Genomic DNA, 18320 nt, shown 5'->3' on the forward strand with positions numbered 1-18320 from the left:
GCAGACGTAGCCGCTCTGGAACAAACTGTGCAAATAGCGCAACAAAAAGTCCCCCCGCGGATGGCAGGAGGACTTTCTCACAAAAAAATATTTGTGCTAATTTTTCAGTCCCAGGTATTGCTGTACCGACTTATAATTTTTCCAGTCCACTCCACTGGCACTGCGGGCAGCAACGCCGCCGGGAACAAGCACATAGCGGAACTGCTGGATCACTTTCTCACCGGGATAATTGCCGGAGCTGAGATCATGACTGGCCAGGATGATGATTCCTCCTTCAGCAGCGCGGAAGCTTACAAACAGGTAAGGATCCACATAAGGCAACGGCACTATATACGGCGCATCGGCGGAGTCGAGGTTAAAATAAACATTGATCAGCCCTTTAGTCAGTATCTCGTTGGTCAGTTTCGGAATTTCGATGGAACCAATAAAGCCATCGCCGGTTGGCACGCCATTTTCATCCCGGATACTATCAAAGGCTACGTTAAGCCACTCCGAGTAGATCACATTCGCCACACCGGTATCGCCTTTGGCGCCACCAGGGCCGGCAGGACCGGCTGGACCCGCAGGCCCGGCCGGACCAGGATTTCCGGCAGGGCCCTGATCTCCGTCTTTGGAGCAGGCGGCAAAAGCCAGAATTACAGCAAACAGAAACATAAGGGGCAGGTGACGGGAAGATAATTTCATAAAGGAAGATTTTGGATGATTTAATATAATTAATGATATGTGGAGATTCAAGGCAACGGGATCTTTAACACGTTAGTCAATATACAAAAAAACAAATAACAAAAATGGTATAATTTAGTTCAGATAGCCATCCATAACTACTCGCTTTTCTTGAACAAAATCGTCACTTGTTGGTTTAAATACAATGTGGCCTCTTTTTGTCATCTGAACCATTTCTTTGATAACCTATAATTAGAATATGACAGTGCGCCGTAAACTTTGTGTGATAATACCTGTACATAAATCTGTGCTATCTGAGGAAGAAGTTTTGTCCCTGTATGCATGCCACAGGCATCTGAAAGCATTCGACTGTTTCCTTGTTTACCCGGAAGGACTGCCCATTGATCGTTACCTGGCAATACATCCCGGACTCAAACTTAAACCGGTTGCCCCATCGTGGCTTTCTTCCCTGGGGAATTATAACAGGATGAAATTATCAGTTCCGTTTTACCAGCAATTTGCTGACTATGAATTTATGATGACCTATGAACTGGATGCTTATATCTTCAGCTCTAAAGTTCATGAACATCATGGATTCGACTTCGATTTCATAGGGGCGCCCGTTTTTGAGGGATACCTGAATGCAACACCGGATGCACCATTCCACGGTGCACTTAATTCCGGTTTTTCTATCCGCAATATACAGTCGTGTATCACGGTTCTGAAATTACTCAGAAGGTATAAGTTGAGATGGAAATTCTACCATTTCATTTACGCCAATTGCGCCGCTTTACGGAGAAGGATAAAACAGGATCAGGACGCTATCTTTTTTAACATTCATCTTAAAAAATATTATACAGGAAAAAATTTCAATGAAGATATGATCTGGACACAGGTAGTTCCCCTATTGGAACCTACCTTCAGAACAGCCCCACCGGAAACCGCGGCTGTATTCAGCTTTGAGGTAAACCCCGAACGGCTCTATGAACTAAACAATGGCCGGCTGCCACTCGGATGTCATGCATGGTTCAGGTTTCCTTTCTGGGAAAAATATATCAAAGTGTAAGCGTGCGCTTACCAGGTACATGCTTGTTTTCCAGGCATCATTTTATTAAATTTACTATACATCTATTTATCAGGTATGGCCAATTATCATGTGCAATCTCCTGTCTTATTATTATCCTTCAACCGACCTGATACTGCCTTAAAGATATTTGAACGGGTAAGAGAAGCCCGGCCCGCTAAGTTGTATATCGCTGCAGACGGACCACGAACCGGCGTAGAAAAAGATACACAGCTATGCAGGGAAACAAGGATGATATATGACCAGGTAGATTGGGACTGTAGCGTATACAAATTATTCAGTGAAGAAAATAAAGGTTGTAAAGTAGCCGTAGCAGAAGCTGTGACCTGGTTTTTCCAACAGGAAGAAGAAGGCATTATCCTGGAAGACGATTGTTTACCCACCAACGATTTCTTCTATTTTTGCGACCAGCTGCTCCCGCGCTACCGGCACGATACACGTATGGTGAATATCACCGGTACCAACCTGCAGATGGGGAAAAAGTGGGGAAATGGCAGTTACTATTTCTCACAATACAGCCACATCTGGGGATGGGCAAGCTGGCGGCGGGCATGGGAAGCATACGACATCGACCTCGAGCACTACGACGAAAAAGAAACCGTTTCCGTACTGGAAAATATCTTTACGGATCAATTCCTGATCGACGGCTGGATAGACATCTTTCAAAGACTAAAAAGAAAAGAAATAGACTCCTGGGACTACCAGTTTAACCTGATTAACTTTTTCCGGAACGGACTATGTATTACACCCAATGTAAATCTTATCAGCAACTTAGGGTTCAGGCCGGATGCCACCCATACTTATAACGTTCCGGATGATCACGCCAACCTACCGGCGGAACAACTGGAAAAACCCCTGGTGCATCCTTTACATTTTACACCGGAGAAACAGGCAGATTATTATTTTTTAAGTAAAGACTTTATGCTCGAAGAGAAATGGCGGAAAGTAAAAAAAGAACAACTGTTGAGAAGACGGTTTAAACGATGGGTAAGAAGTTTTTTTAAATAAATCATCCTCAAACGTCCAGCAGTATGTTTCAAAAAATGATAGAAAGATCTGCCCTGAAAAAGATCCATCCCTATTACGAAATAGACGGATGGCTCACCGAACGGGAGGCACTGGGACTGTTCCTCACCGCACGTAAACTGCGCCGCGATGCGGTAGTAGTGGAAATTGGCAGCTGGCAGGGAAAAAGCACCTACTGTATTTCAAAAGGACTCCGGTCAGGAAAAATATATGCCATCGATCCATTCAATGCAGACGCCGGGTTTGACCAGGAAAGCCGCAAAGAATATGCAGAGAAAGGCGCCAGTACCGATCTCCTGATACGCTTTACAGAAAATATGGAACGCCTCTCTGTTCATGATAAGATCATCGTAAGAAAAGGCTATTCGTATGAAATGCATAACGACTTTCAAAAAATCGACTTCCTTTTTATCGATGGCGACCACTCCATCGCAGGATGCAGATCGGATTTTGAATTGTACGCCTCCAAAGTTGTAAGAGGTGGCTATATCGCTTTCCACGACTACTACCCCGACCGGGATGAACTGGGCCCTACTTATGTGATCGAAAACCTCGTGGGCGACCATTTCAATTTTTTCAGGCAATATGACTCGTTATGGATCGGGAAAAAAAGATAGATTATTCACTGGTTATATGCACCTTCAACCCGGATAAACGTATCCTGCAACGTTGCCTGGAAGCCGTGTGGCAGCTGGATACCACCGGCATTTCCACCGAAGTGATTTTAGTGGATAACAACAGTGATTTCCCACTTCACCAGCAATCATATATAAAGATATTTGAAGAAAAGATCCCCGGCATGCACATCCTCCTGGTACCGGAGCAGGGCGTAAATTACGCACGGATGGCCGCCATAGAAAAAGCTGCCGGCAACTATATCGTATACTTTGACTACGACAATGAACCCGAAAGCGATTACCTCCAGGAATTGAAAAAACTAAACGAACAATTTCCTGCCGTGGCTGCCTGGGGGCCCGGTATCGTAAAGGTGGATTTCATTGACGGAGTAGATAGCGCTATCAGGCATTTTGCCAGCATGGCCTTTCAGCAACGGGAAGAACAAACGGTAAGAACCGCCCGGGAAAATTCGTGGCAATCCTGTTACCCTTTTGGTACCGGTCTTTGCACTACCGCTTCGCTGTTGAAAGAATTTGTACAGCTGGCCCGCCAGGGACGCTTTACCGCCTCTGGCAGAAAAGGGAATAAACTCAGCAGCGGGGAAGACACACAAATGGTACTGCATTGCATCAGCAAAGGATATGCTGCAGGCGTATCTCCAGCGCTGAAACTCACACATATCATACCGCGGAGCCGGGCCAACAGCCAATACCTGCAACGTTTGCTGTATGGCACGTTTATCTGTTATGAAACCTGCCTGTTGCAGGTATTTCCCGAACAAAAAAAATCACTCGAACAAAAAATAATGCCGCGGTGGAAATTCTCCCGGAAATCCCTGAAGAAATTCATCCGGGCCCGCTGGAGCAAAGATCCGCACAAAATGTTTGATCTCGTGGAATTCATTGCCACCAACGCAGGAACCTATGCAGCATTGAACAAACCGGTACCGCTACCGGTGAACCAGATAGTGAGGATGCTGAAAGTAGAATAGCTTAAAACTAAATATAAACATGAAGTGGAAGATTCCGGAAAGTAATACTAAAGGCGTTTCAGTTATTATTTGCTGCTATAACAGTGCTTCCCGGCTGCCGCAAACATTAGCTCATCTGAATGAACAGGTAGTGCCGGAAGATTTTTTCTGGGAGATTATACTGGTCAACAATGCCTCTACAGATAACACAGTTGAATGCACCCGGGCCATCTGGCAGGAAAACCAACCGGTAAATGCTACGTGCAGGATAGTAGATGAATTTACACGCGGACAAATGTATGCCCGGAAAAGAGGCGCCAGGGAAGCCAGTTATGAATGCCTCCTATTTTGTGACGATGATAACCTCCTGGATAAAAACTACGTTTATCTTTCCTGGCAGGTGATGCTGAAAGATAAAATGATCGGTGCAGCAGGCGGGCAAAATGTACCGGTAACAGATTCGGCAGCATACCCCGACTGGTTTGAAGACTATAAAGATAAATATGCCATCGGCATCCCCGCGGAAGAATCAGGCGATGTAACCCACCGTGGGTTTGTACTCGGCGCCGGACTGATTACCCGCAGAGCCCTGTTCCTCCAGGTATTTGACGACAGGTACCCTTCCCTCCTGAATGGCAGGAATGGCGAAAAACTCACCACCGGCGATGATTTCGAATACTGCAAACGACTGCTCCTGTGGGGGTTTACCTTATATTATGATAAAGAGCTGAAACTGAAACATTTTATACCGGCAGAAAGATTAACAATAGATTACAGGGACCGCCTGATGGACGGCATCCGCGAGGCCACAAAAGTACTAAGCATGTACGACAGGGCGCTCTTCCTCCACAACAAAAATAAACATAAGAACAGGTGGCGCTTACTTGTTATGACCCCGGTCCGGATATTGTTTGCAAGAATGGGTTTGTCTAAACGGGATCTGACAACAGAAAGACAGGTACTCTTTTACCTGTCGCCGTTCGCCCGCAAACAGGACGAGGTTACCAACTCAATTAAAAAATTCTTAAATAATAAATGATGGCAAGAGAAAGAAGAAAGCAGTTTAAGATATTCTCGTTTTATAATCATAAAGTAAATCCCAGGGTACCCCGGTATCAAAAAGCAGTGTTTGGTAAATTCGGAGTACCGGTACATCACATTGTTGATGAACAGTTCAGTCATGGCGATTTTCTGAACCATATCTGCAGAACCGTTACAGATACCGACTACCTGATTTTCTTTGATATTGATTGCGTGCCCACGCGTAAGGAATGGTTATCTGATCTATTGGAAGACCTTCGTGAACCCCGCACCATCGCCGGCGCTGCGCAAACAGCCAATCACCTGCGCGATGCAAAAAACCTGTATGTTTCCCCGTTCTTCTTTGGTATTTCCACCGCTTACCTGAAAGAGCTGGGGTATCCGGATATGAATATGACGGAAGATATGGACGCAGGACAAAATCTAACGGAACAGATTATACAACGTGGCGGCAACGTAAAATACTGGTGGCCCACCCACATCGAAGATGAGCAATGGTACCTGCATCATCCGGAACATAATAAATTCGGATACGGCACTACCTACAATGACCGCATTTATCATGCGTTCCTGTCGCGGCACGATTTGTCGCAGCGCTTTATAAAGAAGTGTAAGTCAATACTACCCTTACTTACCAAACTTCGTTTGAAGCTAACAGACAAAAAACAATCGCCTCCGGTAGGACAATAAAAAAAGGCGCCTCGTATTAATGAAGACGCCTTCTTTCCTATCATTGCAAATAAATATTATACTCTTCCCATCACCGGGTCGCTTATGCTTTCCTTCCCGGTTTCCACCCTGCCGGCATAACGCTGTGCGAATACATCGCTGCCGGTGGCCTTCACGGAAAAATCGTACCAGCCGTGGCTTTTAACCAGGTCTATTACCAGCGTGGCGGTTGTGCGTGCGGCTACTGTTTTCTTCAGCACGCCCTTGTTATATCCCAGGTCGCTGATGGTAAAGGTGGCCGGTTGTGTACTGTGGTTCACCAGTTTCAGTTCCACATTCCCGGTCAGTTTTTTACTATTGGTAAGGCCCCGCTGATAGCTGCATTGTATTTCCACCTGCGGATCATTGGATGCGCCGGTAAATTCACGGTAAAAGCCATTAGGGCCATATACCCTCAGGTGATAGTGCGCATCCTCAAAAGCCGTCAGTGGCCAGGTATCTTTCAGCTGGTCTCCGGCCTTCACGGCGTACGACCAGGTTCTTACCGGCTCCATTATTTGCGTGGTTTCCTGCAGGTATTTGCCGGGGGCATATACATTGAATGGAGCGCCGGCAGCCCGGTCGCCAAACACCTTGCTGGCCGCCTCAAAACTGATTTCAAATGATTGCTTATCCGCCCCCAGTTTCCCTCCAACGTACAATTCATAAGGCAATGCGTTGGAAGCCCGGGTGCCTTTCTCCTGCTGTGGCATCCACTCTGCGGTGGCGGGGTTGGCATTGATCTTTGCAATTTCCTCCGCCGTGAGCAGCTTAAATTCATCCGGCAGCTTCTTGAACTTCGCATTGTAGATCGTTTCAATAAACTCGTTCCTTTCCGGGAAGGGTACTGAAATTTTTTCCCCGTTAAAAGGACGGAATACGGAAGTAAGATCACTGCACACCGTACGTCGCCAGGCAGATATGTTCGTTTCTTTGATAGGTTTACCCGTTTTATGTTGCAGGAAATGCTCCATCAGCTGCACAATGGAAGTATGATCACATACCTGCGAATTTACGTAGCCACCGCGGCTCCAGGGCGATGCTATCACCAATGGCACACGATAACCTAACCCGATAGGGCTTTCCCGGATTTCATCTGCGCTGAGATATTTCTTTGCTTCTTCTTCCTCGCGTGTCACATATTCAATACCGGTGTCAATTCCTGCAGATACTTTGCCGGTGCCGGGTTTATGTGGTGCGGTAAACGGGGGTACGTGGTCGAAGTAGCCATCATTCTCATCATAACATAAAATGAAAATGGTCTTTTTCCACACCTCTTCCTGTCGGGTGAGGATATCCAACACTTCCGACACATACCAGGCGCCATACCACGGCGATCCGGGGTGATCAGAAAACTCGCCCGGCGCCACCAGCCATGAGATGGTTGGCAGCTTACCTTCATTTACATCTGTTCTGAACTGATGCAGGATATCTCCCTTCGGCACCTGTACAGTTCTTTCCATGCCGCCGTCTTTGTAGGCGAGGGTTTCCAGTTCGTGGTAATCCGGATCGGCAATATTGGTGGTAAAGGCTTTGTTATGGAGATTTTGTGCGCGTTGCGGCAATTTGGCAAAATTAGCCGCTGTAAACTTTTCCGCATCGGACTTTGCCCGTTCCAGTTCCGTTTTACGTTGTTCCAGTTGCTTTTGCAGCTTGGTGGCTTCCTCCCCGGAAGTGCCGCCCAGTTTTGATTCCAGCGCTTTTATTTCGGCAGGCAGCTCTTTAATTTTACGTTGCAGGTATTGGATATGCCCGGCAGCAAAACGAACGTTATAGGCAGCAAACCACTCTATGGGGTTATCGGTAAAGTTGGCCAGCATACCATCCTTTTCTCCTTCCAGGCCCGCAGCACTGATTTCATTCTGGTAAATTTTCCAGGAAACGCCGTTGTCTTCGAGGCGTTCGGGAAAACTGGTCCAATGTGCTTCCCGGCCATAATCCACGTCTTCATTCCATACATTGGCTTTGGAATCGGCTTTCTGTTCATCCCGCACGGTACCTGTCCACAGATAAAGCCTGTTGGGCGTAGTACCGGTTAGTGAAGAACAGAAATTCTGGTCGCATACGGTAAACGCATCTGCCAGGGAATAATAAAACGGAATATCCTCCCGGTTATAATACCCCAGTGTGAGTGGCATAGGCGCCCAGTCTTTGTTACCTGATTTCTTTACCAGCAGCCACTGATCATATTTACCGTTGTTGCGGGCATCTACCTGGTTACCCCATGAATGCGGCAGGCTGCTCATCCAGGTAGCCTTTGTTTCCTTCAGATTGAGCCGGAAAGGGGCATACGTTTCATGCTTCGCATTGCTCTGCAGCCATACCAGGTTTTTATTGGGCAGCTGAATGGCACGCGGATCATTGTAGCCCCTCACGCCACGAAGCGTTCCATAACAGTGATCAAAGGAACGGTTCTCCTGCATCAGCACCACGATGTGCTCTGCATCCAGGAAAGTGGTACCCGGTTTAGGGTCAATAGCCATTGCCCGCTGGATAGACGCCGGCAGGGCACCGAAAACACCGGCTGCCCCGGATAGCAACGCTGCCTTCTTAATAAAATCTCTTCTGTTATCCATTATTCGTTGAATTTTTCATGTACACTGTAAAGGGATTACGAAAGATGGAAAATAGTAAAAATCCCGTGCTATACGCAACTTACTATGAAGAATCGCTGTTATTTTATTATTATGGTTCTGACTTAACGGAAATAAAAAAGGCGCCCGTTTCCACGGAAGCCTTATGTATGTTGAGAAATGGTAAAGATGGTTTACTGTGCGGAAGGTATCAATACAATTTTCACTCTCACTTTGGTAGCCGGCTTTTGCGATGCAGCGCCGTTCACACCTTTGATATCCACCTCTACTGCCTGATCATCGTGGATAACGAAATAAGATTGGTTGTTATACACCTGCGGCAATAATTCAAATGCCTGTGGTACCACTGTTGGAGCATTGGCATCGTATCTGGCCATAGAAACGATCACGCCATCCAACTGGTTCACATTATTCAGCTCCGATACCGGAATGGAATAGAAGTAAACGCCGGTATTGTTATCGAATCCCCAGTCGTTTGGATTTATTTCAAACAAAATCGTCTGGTTAGGGATTACTACTTCGTTAGTTGTTTTGGTGCAACCGGGCAATATAAAACCCAGTAACAGCAGCGGCAGGTAAAACCATGTTTTCATATTGAGTTGCTTTTAACATCATTTTACCAAATACAATGCCATAAACATATAATTCCATGCTAATCCGTATTTTTATGGCATATTACCACGATATCCAAAAGCCTTTGAACATATTCCCGGTGTCCGGTTACAACACGCCGGAAAGTCAATAGTGGCGAGGTTCAGGCAATCTGACGAACCCGGCAGGGAACAGGGCTTTCTTTACGGAAAATTCCCTGGTATTCATTCTCCGGGGCGCCAAAACCCTTGCACAGTAAAAGCTCAATAATTCCGCATTCATGCATGCCCCGGAAAGCGTGGCCACCGACAACATCAGCTACCGGATGCAGCGCAGCAATTGTACCCGCTACGCTGGAAGGAAATATATTGAGATACAATATTTGAAAATAAAAATATTTCAGCGGGGAGGTCTGATTCCTCCGCTGAAAATAATAGTTAGATTCTTACCTGTACACCGGCGGTTCCACCTATATATCCGCCGCGAAATTTGTTATTACTCCTATACTCCGACCAGATATAATGATCGCTCAGCTCCTCTCCCACGCCATGTTCCGTTTGCACAACATTAAACGTAGGACCGGCAAATACTTCTACCCTGCTACCAAAACGGTAGGCGGGAAATATGCCCAGCGACTGACGGTGATAGTAACCCTTTTTGAAATCGGTGAGCATCAACGTGGTGGCTTCTGCATTGATCCTGAAATGTGATAACAGCGGAAAATGCGCACCAATACCTGCCTGCAGGGCATACAGCGGATCAGGGTTATCTTTAAAGTTATATCCCACCCCGAGGATACCGTATAATATTCTTCCACCCGATTTGAAAGACGCAATAGTGGTGGCAGTTTCATCGATGCTCACACTTACCTGTTTCTCGCCGCCTTTCACGATGTTGATCACCCCAATCGGGCATTCGCTGCTGTCCGCAATGTTGATAAAGCCAACCTGCACACCTTTTACCTTCTTTGCCATATTCAGGAAACCGGCTACCTGTGTATGCGCGTTCTCCGATTTATTCATAAAGCCGGCTACCTGTATGTTGGCATCCTTCTTTACAATATTCGTAAACCCGGCTACCTGCGCCTGTGAATTATTTGCGCCCATGTTCATAAAACCGGCTACCTGTGTGCCTTTCACATCATGCTGCACAAGATTGGCGAAACCTGCCATCTGGAAACCATGCAGGCTTCCGGACAAATTCAGAAAACCTGCTACCATAGCGCCGTCGGCGCTGGTTTTTACCTGGTTCATAAAACCTGCTACCGTAGCAGCGTGAAATGTTTTACCAATATGATTGGAAAAAGCCGCTACTTCTGCACCGGTAGCGTTGTCTTTAATGATATTGGAAATGCCTGCGATAGCCACGCCTGTTTCGGCTTTGGACACACCGGCAATGATATGCAATGAAAAATGATTCGTATAGGCAGCTGCATTTTTCCCATTGCTGCTCAACGGATATATAAAACCAATATGTGCAGGACTGGTAAGCGGCGACTGCGCGTAAGTCGCTGTAGTAAAGGATAAAACGGAAACCAAAAAACAAATGATCCGGCTGCTGAAGTAAAATATTCTCATGGTGTGTTAGTTATTTCGTACTGTATAACGACACCTTGAAGAACTTATACCCCTATGTGGAAAATGAAATTTAAAAAAGACTGATACCCGCCTGCCATCCCAGCCAGGAAGTAACGGAGTTTCCCATGTTAAAAGAAGGATAGTGCCTGCTAAAGTCCACCGACTTATAACCCGGCATGGGCGCTATTTTCTCATCGATGTAAATTGCCATCGCAGGCCCTGCAAATAAGGTGATGCGTTTGGATAATTTAATGTTGAGAGAGGGCTGCAAACGGAAGATCTGTGTATTGCGCTCCCAGCTGCCCAGGAAAATATTCTGCCCGGTAATTTCTGTGGATAAAGACAACGTTTTATTAAATGGAATAATTTTACCTATACCATATCCCAGCGACCACGCTTTGTTATTTTCACCAAAGCTGGCGCCACCCAGCAGGATGCTGTACAACTCACTGCGACCGGCTTTCCAGGCGATATTAAAAGGCAGCACATCCGTACTGAACAACACTACTTTTTTGTAACCCTTGCGCACAATATTGATGATGCCGATACTATATCCGTTCACGGTATCTGCAATATTTACCAGGCCAATCTGTACTCCGTCCATTTGCCGCGCGTAATTAAAAATAGCGGCGAGCTGCAAGCCTTTCATCACACCGCGGTTGATATTTCCGCCGCCGGCCAGCTGCATACCGTGAGCATCTTTTCCGTTGTAATTGGCAATGCCGCTCAGTTGCAGCCCGTCGAGGTTGTTACCGTTGTAGTTGAGCGCGCCTGCTACCTGCCAGCCCTGCGTATTACCGCGTGTAACGCCCGCGATGCCTTGTATGGATACCCCGTTCATATTTCCATATACCTGACCTATGGCGCCGGTGAGCTGCACACCTTCCATATTACCCTCTGTAATATTGCTGATGCCGGCTGCCTGTACACCTTTCATAGAGTCCAATACATTATTGTGAAACCCTGCCAGCTGTACACCTTTTGTTTTTCCACCCACTACATTCACCAAACCGGCGATCTGTACATGCTGCATATCATTTTTCACGATGTTGAAAACGGCGCCTATTTCCACGCCATCTACCCCGGCAGCGTAGCCGCCGAGCATGTTCATGGAAAATTTATTCACTACCTGTCCGCTCATCCTGCCGTGAGTACCCAGGCCCGGCGTGAGTGATACCTGGTAAGGCTTATCGGCCAGGAAGGCGCCGATGTTCAAACTGGTTAGCTTCTGACGGGAAGATAAAAACATGCTGCCGAACCAGGTTTTTTCCACGTGTGAATGCCCGGTGATATCCACCACTTTCAGCTGATAAGTAGAAGGGGCAATGCTTACCGTGATTTCCTGGTCGTAGCCGGTAGTGAGTAACAGGGAGGTATCTGCATAGAGGTCCTTACTAACACTGATGGCTGCGGTAGGATATTTATCCTTTAACCGCAGCCTGAAGTAACCGTCGTTGTTTGTTAAGGTAGAAATGAGTTGCTGTCGTTCATACACACTGGCATTAGGTAGCCGTTGCCCTGTTTTCCGGTCCGTGACCACCCCGCTGATCAGATAGTATACTTGTCCCGACGATTTTTTTAAAAGGATAATATAGTTCCCCGATTCTTTATATAAAAAATCACCGTTGAATAAAATATCAAGTACCTGTTTTACACTTTTATTTTTTACGGAGATGCTTACCAGGCTGTCTTGTGGAAGGATGGTGCTGAGATACGAGAAATAAAAATTGCCTTGTTTACTGATGGTGGTGAGCACATCCGAAAGTGGCTGCTGCTTCACATCAATGCTAACGGTTTTATTCAATAACTGCTGGGCAGCCAGTGGTAATGAAAAACAACAAACAAATAATAATGTCAGCAATTGCTTAGGTAGTAACATACAGTACGAAGGCTATTATTTCAGTGTAATTTGTGATCCCTGTTTCTCCACGGCGATCTCATAAGTAAGCCCGATTACTTTTAAAGTACTATCCAGCGAACTGTTGGTAAAGGTAGAATTAATCTGCAGATCGCGTTTAGCATTATTGACAATAACGATGTTTACGCCATATGCTTCATTCAGGATCTCCACCAGTTTCCATAAAGGAGTGTTATTGCATACAAATGTTTGGGTGCGGTAATAGCTGTACAATTCATCTGTATTACTTTGTTTGCTGGGGGCAGCCTGTTGTTCGGTTACCACCGCTTTTTCGTGTTGTTTCAGTTGTACGCTGTTATTGTTTTTTGTTACTTCCACGGCGCCGGTTTCCACAATTACCTCTGTTTTACCGTGTACGCTTTTAACATTGAAAGAAGTACCCAATACGGTTACGGTTACATCGTTCACTTTTATCACGAAAGGTTTTCCCGGGTCCTGTGCCACGTTAAAAAATGCTTCTCCTTCCAGTTTTACCGAGCGTTCTTTTCTGTTACCCGCATAGGTGATGGTGGATTGTTTATTCAGCGTTACCTGCGAGCCATCCGGCAAAACGTCTTGTTTGATTTGTTCCCCTGAGCTTACGATCAGCGGGGTGTTGCGGTTTTGCGAGATAAACCAGGCGCCGGCAGCGCCTATCATGACAATGAGTATGGCGGCAATGCGGAGAATAGGTCGCCAGGCAATACCGGCATCCGGTTTTACGATGCGGGTCGTATTTTCGTTGGCGCTTACCCGTTGCCGGAAGCGCGACCATGCGTCATTTTCATTCACGGTGCTTACCGCGGCCAGTTTGCGGCTTTCCTCCCAAATCAGGCGGAAGTGTTCAAAATAGCGTTGATGCTCCGCCTTCTCTGCCAGCCATGCGGTTACAGCTGCTTTTTCGGATGGTGTGGCGATATCCAGCAGATGCTTTACCAGCAGGTCGTCGTTTATATGTGTAGATGTTTTTTTCACGGGTGCACTTTTACAGGTGGAGCAAAATTAATAACAAGGGCAGAAAATCTACCAGGTTGAGTCGTAGTAAGCGCAACGCTTTGCCCATCTGATTTTCCACAGTTTTTATAGAGATATCCAGGCGATCTGCTATTTCCTGGTATTTCAGTTCTTCAAAGCGGCTGAGTTGAAAAACGGTGCGGCATTTTTCAGGTAGTGCCATCAAAGCTGCTTCCAGCTTCTCTTCCAGCTCCCGCAGCATTACTTTACCGGATGCGTTGCCGGTATCATGATCATTGCTCATCTGGTATTTGGTATGTGCCTGGTGGGTAGCTTTCACTTTCTGGTGCCGCAGATAATTAATGCACTCGTGATACACCGCCCGGTATAGGTATCCCGAAACAGATTGCTTTATTTTTATATCACCTGATTTTTCCCACAGTTTACAAAAGACATTCTGTACCATCTCTTCCGCCATCACTTCGTCTTTTAATAAGGTACATGCATATGCATGCAAGCCTTTAAAATGAGTTTTAAAAACCTGTTCAAATGTTAATGAGTTTTCTATTACCGGTGCTGCAGTATTACCCGGATTTATAAATTCCATACCCAGGGTTTGATATCTAACGTCAAATATAATTCCTTCTGCCAATTGAACTGATTTATTATACGACACCTTTCTAAGTACTTACCCCTACGCGGATTTTGTCTTTTTGCAGGATTAACCTGATTAGGCTGATTTCCTTGATTTTATTTTGGATTGTATTTTGGATTGTATTTTGATTATTTGATATATTATAAAGAATGCTTCTACAGCAAATAACAATATGAAAATCAATGTGATAAAAATAAAATCAAGGAAATCAGCCTAATCAGGTTAATCCTGCAAAAAGACAAAATCCGCACCACTTTAACATTACTTTATATTCGTGTTAAAGAATATTTCACAACTGGACGATTATTATTGTGGAAATTATCCCGATGAAATTTACCTGTACACTTTGCCTGTTACTGTTAGGAAGTACTGTTCTTTTTGCCCAATCCAAAACGGGTTACATCAATTTTCAACAAATGATTGGTATGATGCCGGAAAGTAAACTGGCAGGAGATTCATTAAATATTTTACAAACGAAGTTGAATGCCAACGGGCAGCAGCTGGTGGCAGAGTACACAAAAAAGATATTAAAGGCGGTAGCTAACGAAAAGGGCTATACGCTGGTGATTGATAACTCCAGAGACGCGGTATTGGTATCCGCAGAAGCCGATGACCTGATGTCAGCAGTAAAGGTGAAGAGGGGAATCAGGTAAGAGGGCATTTGAATATTTAGTTATTTAGTTATCTGACTGGTCTCAATGTTCGATGAATCTTCCGCCATTCTTATTTTCTGATAATGTGGATGGCCGGCAAATAATTAAATAACTAAATGTCAAATGTAAAATAAAGAGCTATATGTGTAAACCATGCGCCAGCAGTGTTTTCCACTGAGGATTACTGCGTACAAATTCTGCCACTTTTTTGCTGGAAGGCACCATACGGATATTCTGTGCAGAAATTTCCTCCATTACTTTTCCCAGCATCATTGGTAATACACCCTGTTTTTCCAATACCGGCGGCACTTCTGCACCAGTCAGGAAAATACGGCTTCCGTTTCTTTCGTAAATAACTTTAGCCATTTGTCCGGCTATATGCGCCTCAAACTGCCTGGCCTCTTTGTTGTCAATAATTTTAAAATCCTTCATGATCATAATTATTTTTTACATGATGTTTCTAGCGGTAGCATACTAAAGGGAAGTATCTTATGCAAAGGGAAGTTGAAATAAGATAGTACGAATGGTATTAAAATACCCTGAAAAAGCTGATTCCGTCTGCAAATATACTAATAATATAACAGAAAACCGTGAAACAATAATATGTAAAAATAATTAATATTTAAAGTAGTTGGCAGGTAAGCCTTTAATTGGAAGCCTTACGTGAAACACGCTGCCACTAAGGGGATATTCAGCTACCTGTTCAGCTGTCATGTGCTCCGGGCAGTTGTAATCAGCAGTTCATTCATTTTCATGTTCATGCGGTGGATTTACTGCGAATCGTTTCCGTATACCGCAATATATAGTTTTGTGCGCTGATATTGTATATTGCAGCGGGTAACGATTGTTAATTCCAACTACTTTAACTCCATCTATGAACATCAAAGTATTTGAAAAACTCCGCGCAGCAGAACTGATAAATGATGCGGAGCTTACAGCAGTAAAAACTGCGGAAGATCAACAGCTATTCTCCCTCCACTGGGAAATAAAAACACTACTCTACCTCGGCGTACTACTGCTGAGTGGCGGTTTGGGTATCCTGATCTATAAAAATATTGATACTATTGGTCACCAGGCAATCCTTTTGATCATTGGTGTGATCTGCGCCGGTTGCTTTAGTTATTGTATCCGGAAAAAGGCGCCGTTTTCATGGGCAAAAGTAAACTCGCCCAATGCGTTCTTCGATTATGCGTTACTGTTAGGTTGTCTCACGTTCGTTTCGTTTGTGGGTTATCTCCAGTTTCAGTACACAGCATTTGGTACTGCGTATGGACTGGCCACTTTTATCCCACTGGCCGTACTCACCATTAGCGCCTATTACTTTGATCACCTGGGCGTACTGTCTATGGCTATCACCAACCTCGCTGCCTGGATGGGTATTGCAGTAACGCCTTTCCAGGTGTTATCCGCCAACGATTTCGGCAGCGGGCGGCTTATTTATACCGGCGTGATACTGGGAGGCCTCCTGTTGGTGGTCGCATTTATATCTGCCAGAAAAAATCTGAAAAAAAACTTTGCCTTTACTTACCAGAACTTTGGTACGCATATCATTTTCATTGCCTGTGTAGCGGGCATGTGTGTATATGATGCAGGTTGGTTAGCCTGGTTCGCATTTATGGCGGTTATTGCTTACTTTATTTTCAAAGAAGCATTCAAGGAACGGTCTTTCTATTTTGTACTGATCACTGTTCTATATAGCTACATCGCTGTGAGTATTGCCGTAGTGCGTTTACTCGTTACAACAAACGATATCGGCGGTGTATATCTTGGTTTGTTATACTTCATCGGTTCTGCCATTGGCGTAATTGTATTATTGATCAGTCTCAACAAAAAAATTAAACATGCTGGCATATAATTCCCAAACACTCGATAATCTTGAAATACGGGAGGAAGCAGAAAAAGCATTGCGGAAAAACTGTATCACAGTACCTGCCTACAAAGCAATAGAAGCAGCGCACCCGGTAGATTTTTATACGCCTAACCCCGTGATTAAAATCGGGTTGTTTATTCTTACGGTTGTTATTATTTCCTTTTCGCTTGGCTTGTTGTCGCTCATGGCGATGGATCTGCTGCGTAATGAAGATGGATTCGCAGGTCTTTGTATTTTCGCCGGACTGACATGTTATGGTATCCTGGAAATATTTATCCGCGAGAAGAAGTTATTCCGCGCGGGGGTTGATGATGCCCTGTTATGGGGCGCCGTACTGCTCATTTGCAGCAGCATGGCTATTGTAGACAGGATCTCCGCTTCTACTATCTGCTTCGTGGTTTGTATGGTCGCCCTGCTGGCTACTTTACGTTTTGCAGATATGATGATGGCTGGCGTGGCGTATCTGGCTTTCCTGGGTTTTATATTTACGGTAGCTATCAAACTGGGGCCTGTTGCCAAAACCATTGTGCCGTTTCTTATCATGTTCATTTCCACTACCATGTACATTGCAGCAGAAAAAATATCGGCCTATCATAGCAGCAGGCATTATAAACATTGCCTGACGGTGGTATCTGTACTGTCTTTGCTCACACTTTACCTGGCGGGTAATTATTTCGTGGTGAGAGAGGTGAGTAATGAGATGTTTGATTTGCAGTTGCAGGATGGACAAAGTATTCCAGGCGCTATATTCTTCTGGATCTATACAGCCATTGTTCCGGTGATATATCTCTACCTGGGTATCCGGAAAAAAGATGCTGTGCTGTTGCGTACGGGTATGATATTACTGGCAGCCATTGTATTTACCATCCGTTACTATCACAGCGTGCTTCCGTTGGAAACGGTGATGGTAATTGGCGGACTGGTACTCACTGTAGGCGCCTGGGCGCTGATCCGTTATCTGAAAGAACCAAGGCATGGCTTCACTTATGCCGAGCCGGAAGATCCTTCCCTGGCAGATAAATTAAGGCTGGAGTCGCTGATTATTGCGCAAACTTATGTACCGGGTGCACAGCCTGCCGGTAATGATGTGCAGTTTGGCGGCGGTACCGGTGGCGGTGGCGGAGCAAGCGGAGGATACTAACAAGGGCGCGGAAGTCTCTCGCTTCCGCGCATAAAAAAAGCCTGACTGAGATGATCAGTCAGGCTTTAGAGCGAAAGACCGGGCTCGAACCGGCCACCCCGACCTTGGCAAGGTCGTGCTCTACCAAATGAGCTACTTTCGCAGATGTATTAAGAACTTTATAAAAACTGGAGCGAAAGACCGGGCTCGAACCGGCCACCCCGACCTTGGCAAGGTCGTGCTCTACCAAATGAGCTACTTTCGCAGGTATTAAAAACTTTGTTATTTTAAGAACTCTT

Annotated in this window: 18 protein-coding genes and 2 tRNA genes; 9 read left to right on the forward strand and 11 right to left on the reverse strand. The window is 45.4% G+C overall.

Annotation, left to right across the window (positions count from 1 at the left end; genetic code table 11):
* Nucleotides 1-96 precede the first annotated feature (96 nt).
* Nucleotides 97-684, reverse strand: coding sequence for a hypothetical protein (locus tag ACMXI2_RS21515; RefSeq protein ID WP_483778130.1), 588 nt, complete (start codon nt 682-684; stop codon nt 97-99).
* A 286-nt stretch (nt 685-970) separates the two neighbouring features.
* Here ACMXI2_RS21515 and ACMXI2_RS21520 point away from each other — a divergent pair, with 286 nt between their 5' ends.
* From ACMXI2_RS21520 to ACMXI2_RS21545, 6 genes are all read left to right on the forward strand, one after another.
* Nucleotides 971-1729, forward strand: coding sequence for a DUF5672 family protein (locus ACMXI2_RS21520; RefSeq protein WP_483778131.1), 759 nt, complete (start codon nt 971-973; stop codon nt 1727-1729).
* Nucleotides 1730-1804: 75 nt separating this feature from the next.
* A complete protein-coding gene (locus ACMXI2_RS21525; RefSeq protein ID WP_483778132.1) occupies nt 1805-2755 on the forward strand; it encodes a hypothetical protein in 951 nt (316 codons plus the stop codon).
* A gap of 23 nt (nt 2756-2778) precedes the next feature.
* Nucleotides 2779-3390, forward strand: coding sequence for a class I SAM-dependent methyltransferase (locus ACMXI2_RS21530; protein WP_483778133.1), 612 nt, complete (start codon nt 2779-2781; stop codon nt 3388-3390).
* Entirely contained in the window at nt 3369-4382 is a 1014-nt protein-coding gene (locus tag ACMXI2_RS21535) for a glycosyltransferase (RefSeq protein ID WP_483778134.1), read from the forward strand. Before ACMXI2_RS21530 ends, ACMXI2_RS21535 begins: the two co-directional genes overlap by 22 nt.
* Before the next feature lie 19 nt (nt 4383-4401).
* On the forward strand, nt 4402-5400 hold the full coding sequence (locus ACMXI2_RS21540) for a glycosyltransferase (RefSeq protein ID WP_483778135.1): 999 nt from the start codon (nt 4402-4404) through the stop codon (nt 5398-5400).
* Complete coding sequence (locus ACMXI2_RS21545; RefSeq protein WP_483778136.1) at nt 5397-6092, forward strand: hypothetical protein; 696 nt, start codon at nt 5397-5399, stop codon at nt 6090-6092. Before ACMXI2_RS21540 ends, ACMXI2_RS21545 begins: the two co-directional genes overlap by 4 nt.
* A 56-nt stretch (nt 6093-6148) precedes the next feature.
* Here the strand turns inward: ACMXI2_RS21545 and ACMXI2_RS21550 are convergent, their stop codons facing one another.
* The 7 genes from ACMXI2_RS21550 to ACMXI2_RS21580 all read right to left on the reverse strand — a co-directional run bounded on the left by ACMXI2_RS21550 (nt 6149) and on the right by ACMXI2_RS21580 (nt 14330).
* The gene (locus ACMXI2_RS21550) at nt 6149-8686 is read right to left on the reverse strand and encodes a phosphocholine-specific phospholipase C (protein ID WP_483778137.1); all 2538 of its coding nucleotides are present in this window, start codon (nt 8684-8686) and stop codon (nt 6149-6151) included.
* Between the two features lie 191 nt (nt 8687-8877).
* Entirely contained in the window at nt 8878-9297 is a 420-nt protein-coding gene (locus tag ACMXI2_RS21555) for a hypothetical protein (RefSeq protein ID WP_483778138.1), read from the reverse strand.
* A 161-nt stretch (nt 9298-9458) separates the two neighbouring features.
* Nucleotides 9459-9674 carry a hypothetical protein gene (locus ACMXI2_RS21560; RefSeq protein WP_483778139.1) on the reverse strand — a complete coding sequence of 72 codons (216 nt, stop codon included), beginning with the start codon at nt 9672-9674 and terminating at the stop codon, nt 9459-9461.
* A gap of 58 nt (nt 9675-9732) precedes the next feature.
* A complete protein-coding gene (locus ACMXI2_RS21565) occupies nt 9733-10872 on the reverse strand; it encodes a hypothetical protein (protein ID WP_483778140.1) in 1140 nt (379 codons plus the stop codon).
* 70 nt (nt 10873-10942) lie between these two features.
* Nucleotides 10943-12751: an STN and carboxypeptidase regulatory-like domain-containing protein gene (locus tag ACMXI2_RS21570; RefSeq protein ID WP_483778141.1), complete on the reverse strand. Its 1809-nt coding sequence runs from the start codon at nt 12749-12751 to the stop codon at nt 10943-10945.
* A 15-nt stretch (nt 12752-12766) separates the two neighbouring features.
* Nucleotides 12767-13744: a FecR family protein gene (locus ACMXI2_RS21575; RefSeq protein WP_483778142.1), complete on the reverse strand. Its 978-nt coding sequence runs from the start codon at nt 13742-13744 to the stop codon at nt 12767-12769.
* 10 nt (nt 13745-13754) lie between these two features.
* A complete protein-coding gene (locus tag ACMXI2_RS21580; protein ID WP_483778143.1) occupies nt 13755-14330 on the reverse strand; it encodes an RNA polymerase sigma-70 factor in 576 nt (191 codons plus the stop codon).
* A 374-nt stretch (nt 14331-14704) separates the two neighbouring features.
* Between ACMXI2_RS21580 and ACMXI2_RS21585 the strand changes: the two genes are divergently transcribed.
* Nucleotides 14705-15031 (forward strand): hypothetical protein, encoded by a 327-nt coding sequence (locus ACMXI2_RS21585; protein ID WP_483778144.1) that lies wholly within the window; start codon nt 14705-14707, stop codon nt 15029-15031.
* 138 nt (nt 15032-15169) lie between these two features.
* Here the strand turns inward: ACMXI2_RS21585 and ACMXI2_RS21590 are convergent, their stop codons facing one another.
* Nucleotides 15170-15463 (reverse strand): GNAT family N-acetyltransferase, encoded by a 294-nt coding sequence (locus ACMXI2_RS21590; RefSeq protein WP_159454320.1) that lies wholly within the window; start codon nt 15461-15463, stop codon nt 15170-15172.
* A 442-nt stretch (nt 15464-15905) separates the two neighbouring features.
* Here ACMXI2_RS21590 and ACMXI2_RS21595 point away from each other — a divergent pair, with 442 nt between their 5' ends.
* Both ACMXI2_RS21595 and ACMXI2_RS21600 read left to right on the forward strand, forming a co-directional pair.
* Nucleotides 15906-16886: a DUF2157 domain-containing protein gene (locus tag ACMXI2_RS21595; RefSeq protein WP_483778145.1), complete on the forward strand. Its 981-nt coding sequence runs from the start codon at nt 15906-15908 to the stop codon at nt 16884-16886.
* Nucleotides 16873-18042, forward strand: a complete 1170-nt coding sequence (locus ACMXI2_RS21600; protein WP_483778146.1) for a hypothetical protein — start codon at nt 16873-16875, stop codon at nt 18040-18042. Before ACMXI2_RS21595 ends, ACMXI2_RS21600 begins: the two co-directional genes overlap by 14 nt.
* 69 nt (nt 18043-18111) lie before the next feature.
* On the opposite strand, the gene ACMXI2_RS21605 is transcribed toward ACMXI2_RS21600, so the two are convergent.
* Both ACMXI2_RS21605 and ACMXI2_RS21610 read right to left on the reverse strand, forming a co-directional pair.
* Nucleotides 18112-18184 (reverse strand) — tRNA-Gly (locus tag ACMXI2_RS21605).
* A 26-nt stretch (nt 18185-18210) separates the two neighbouring features.
* A tRNA-Gly gene (locus ACMXI2_RS21610) sits at nt 18211-18286 on the reverse strand.
* Nucleotides 18287-18320 lie beyond the last annotated feature (34 nt).

The organism is Chitinophaga sp. G7 BAM 1005, from assembly GCF_057126945.1.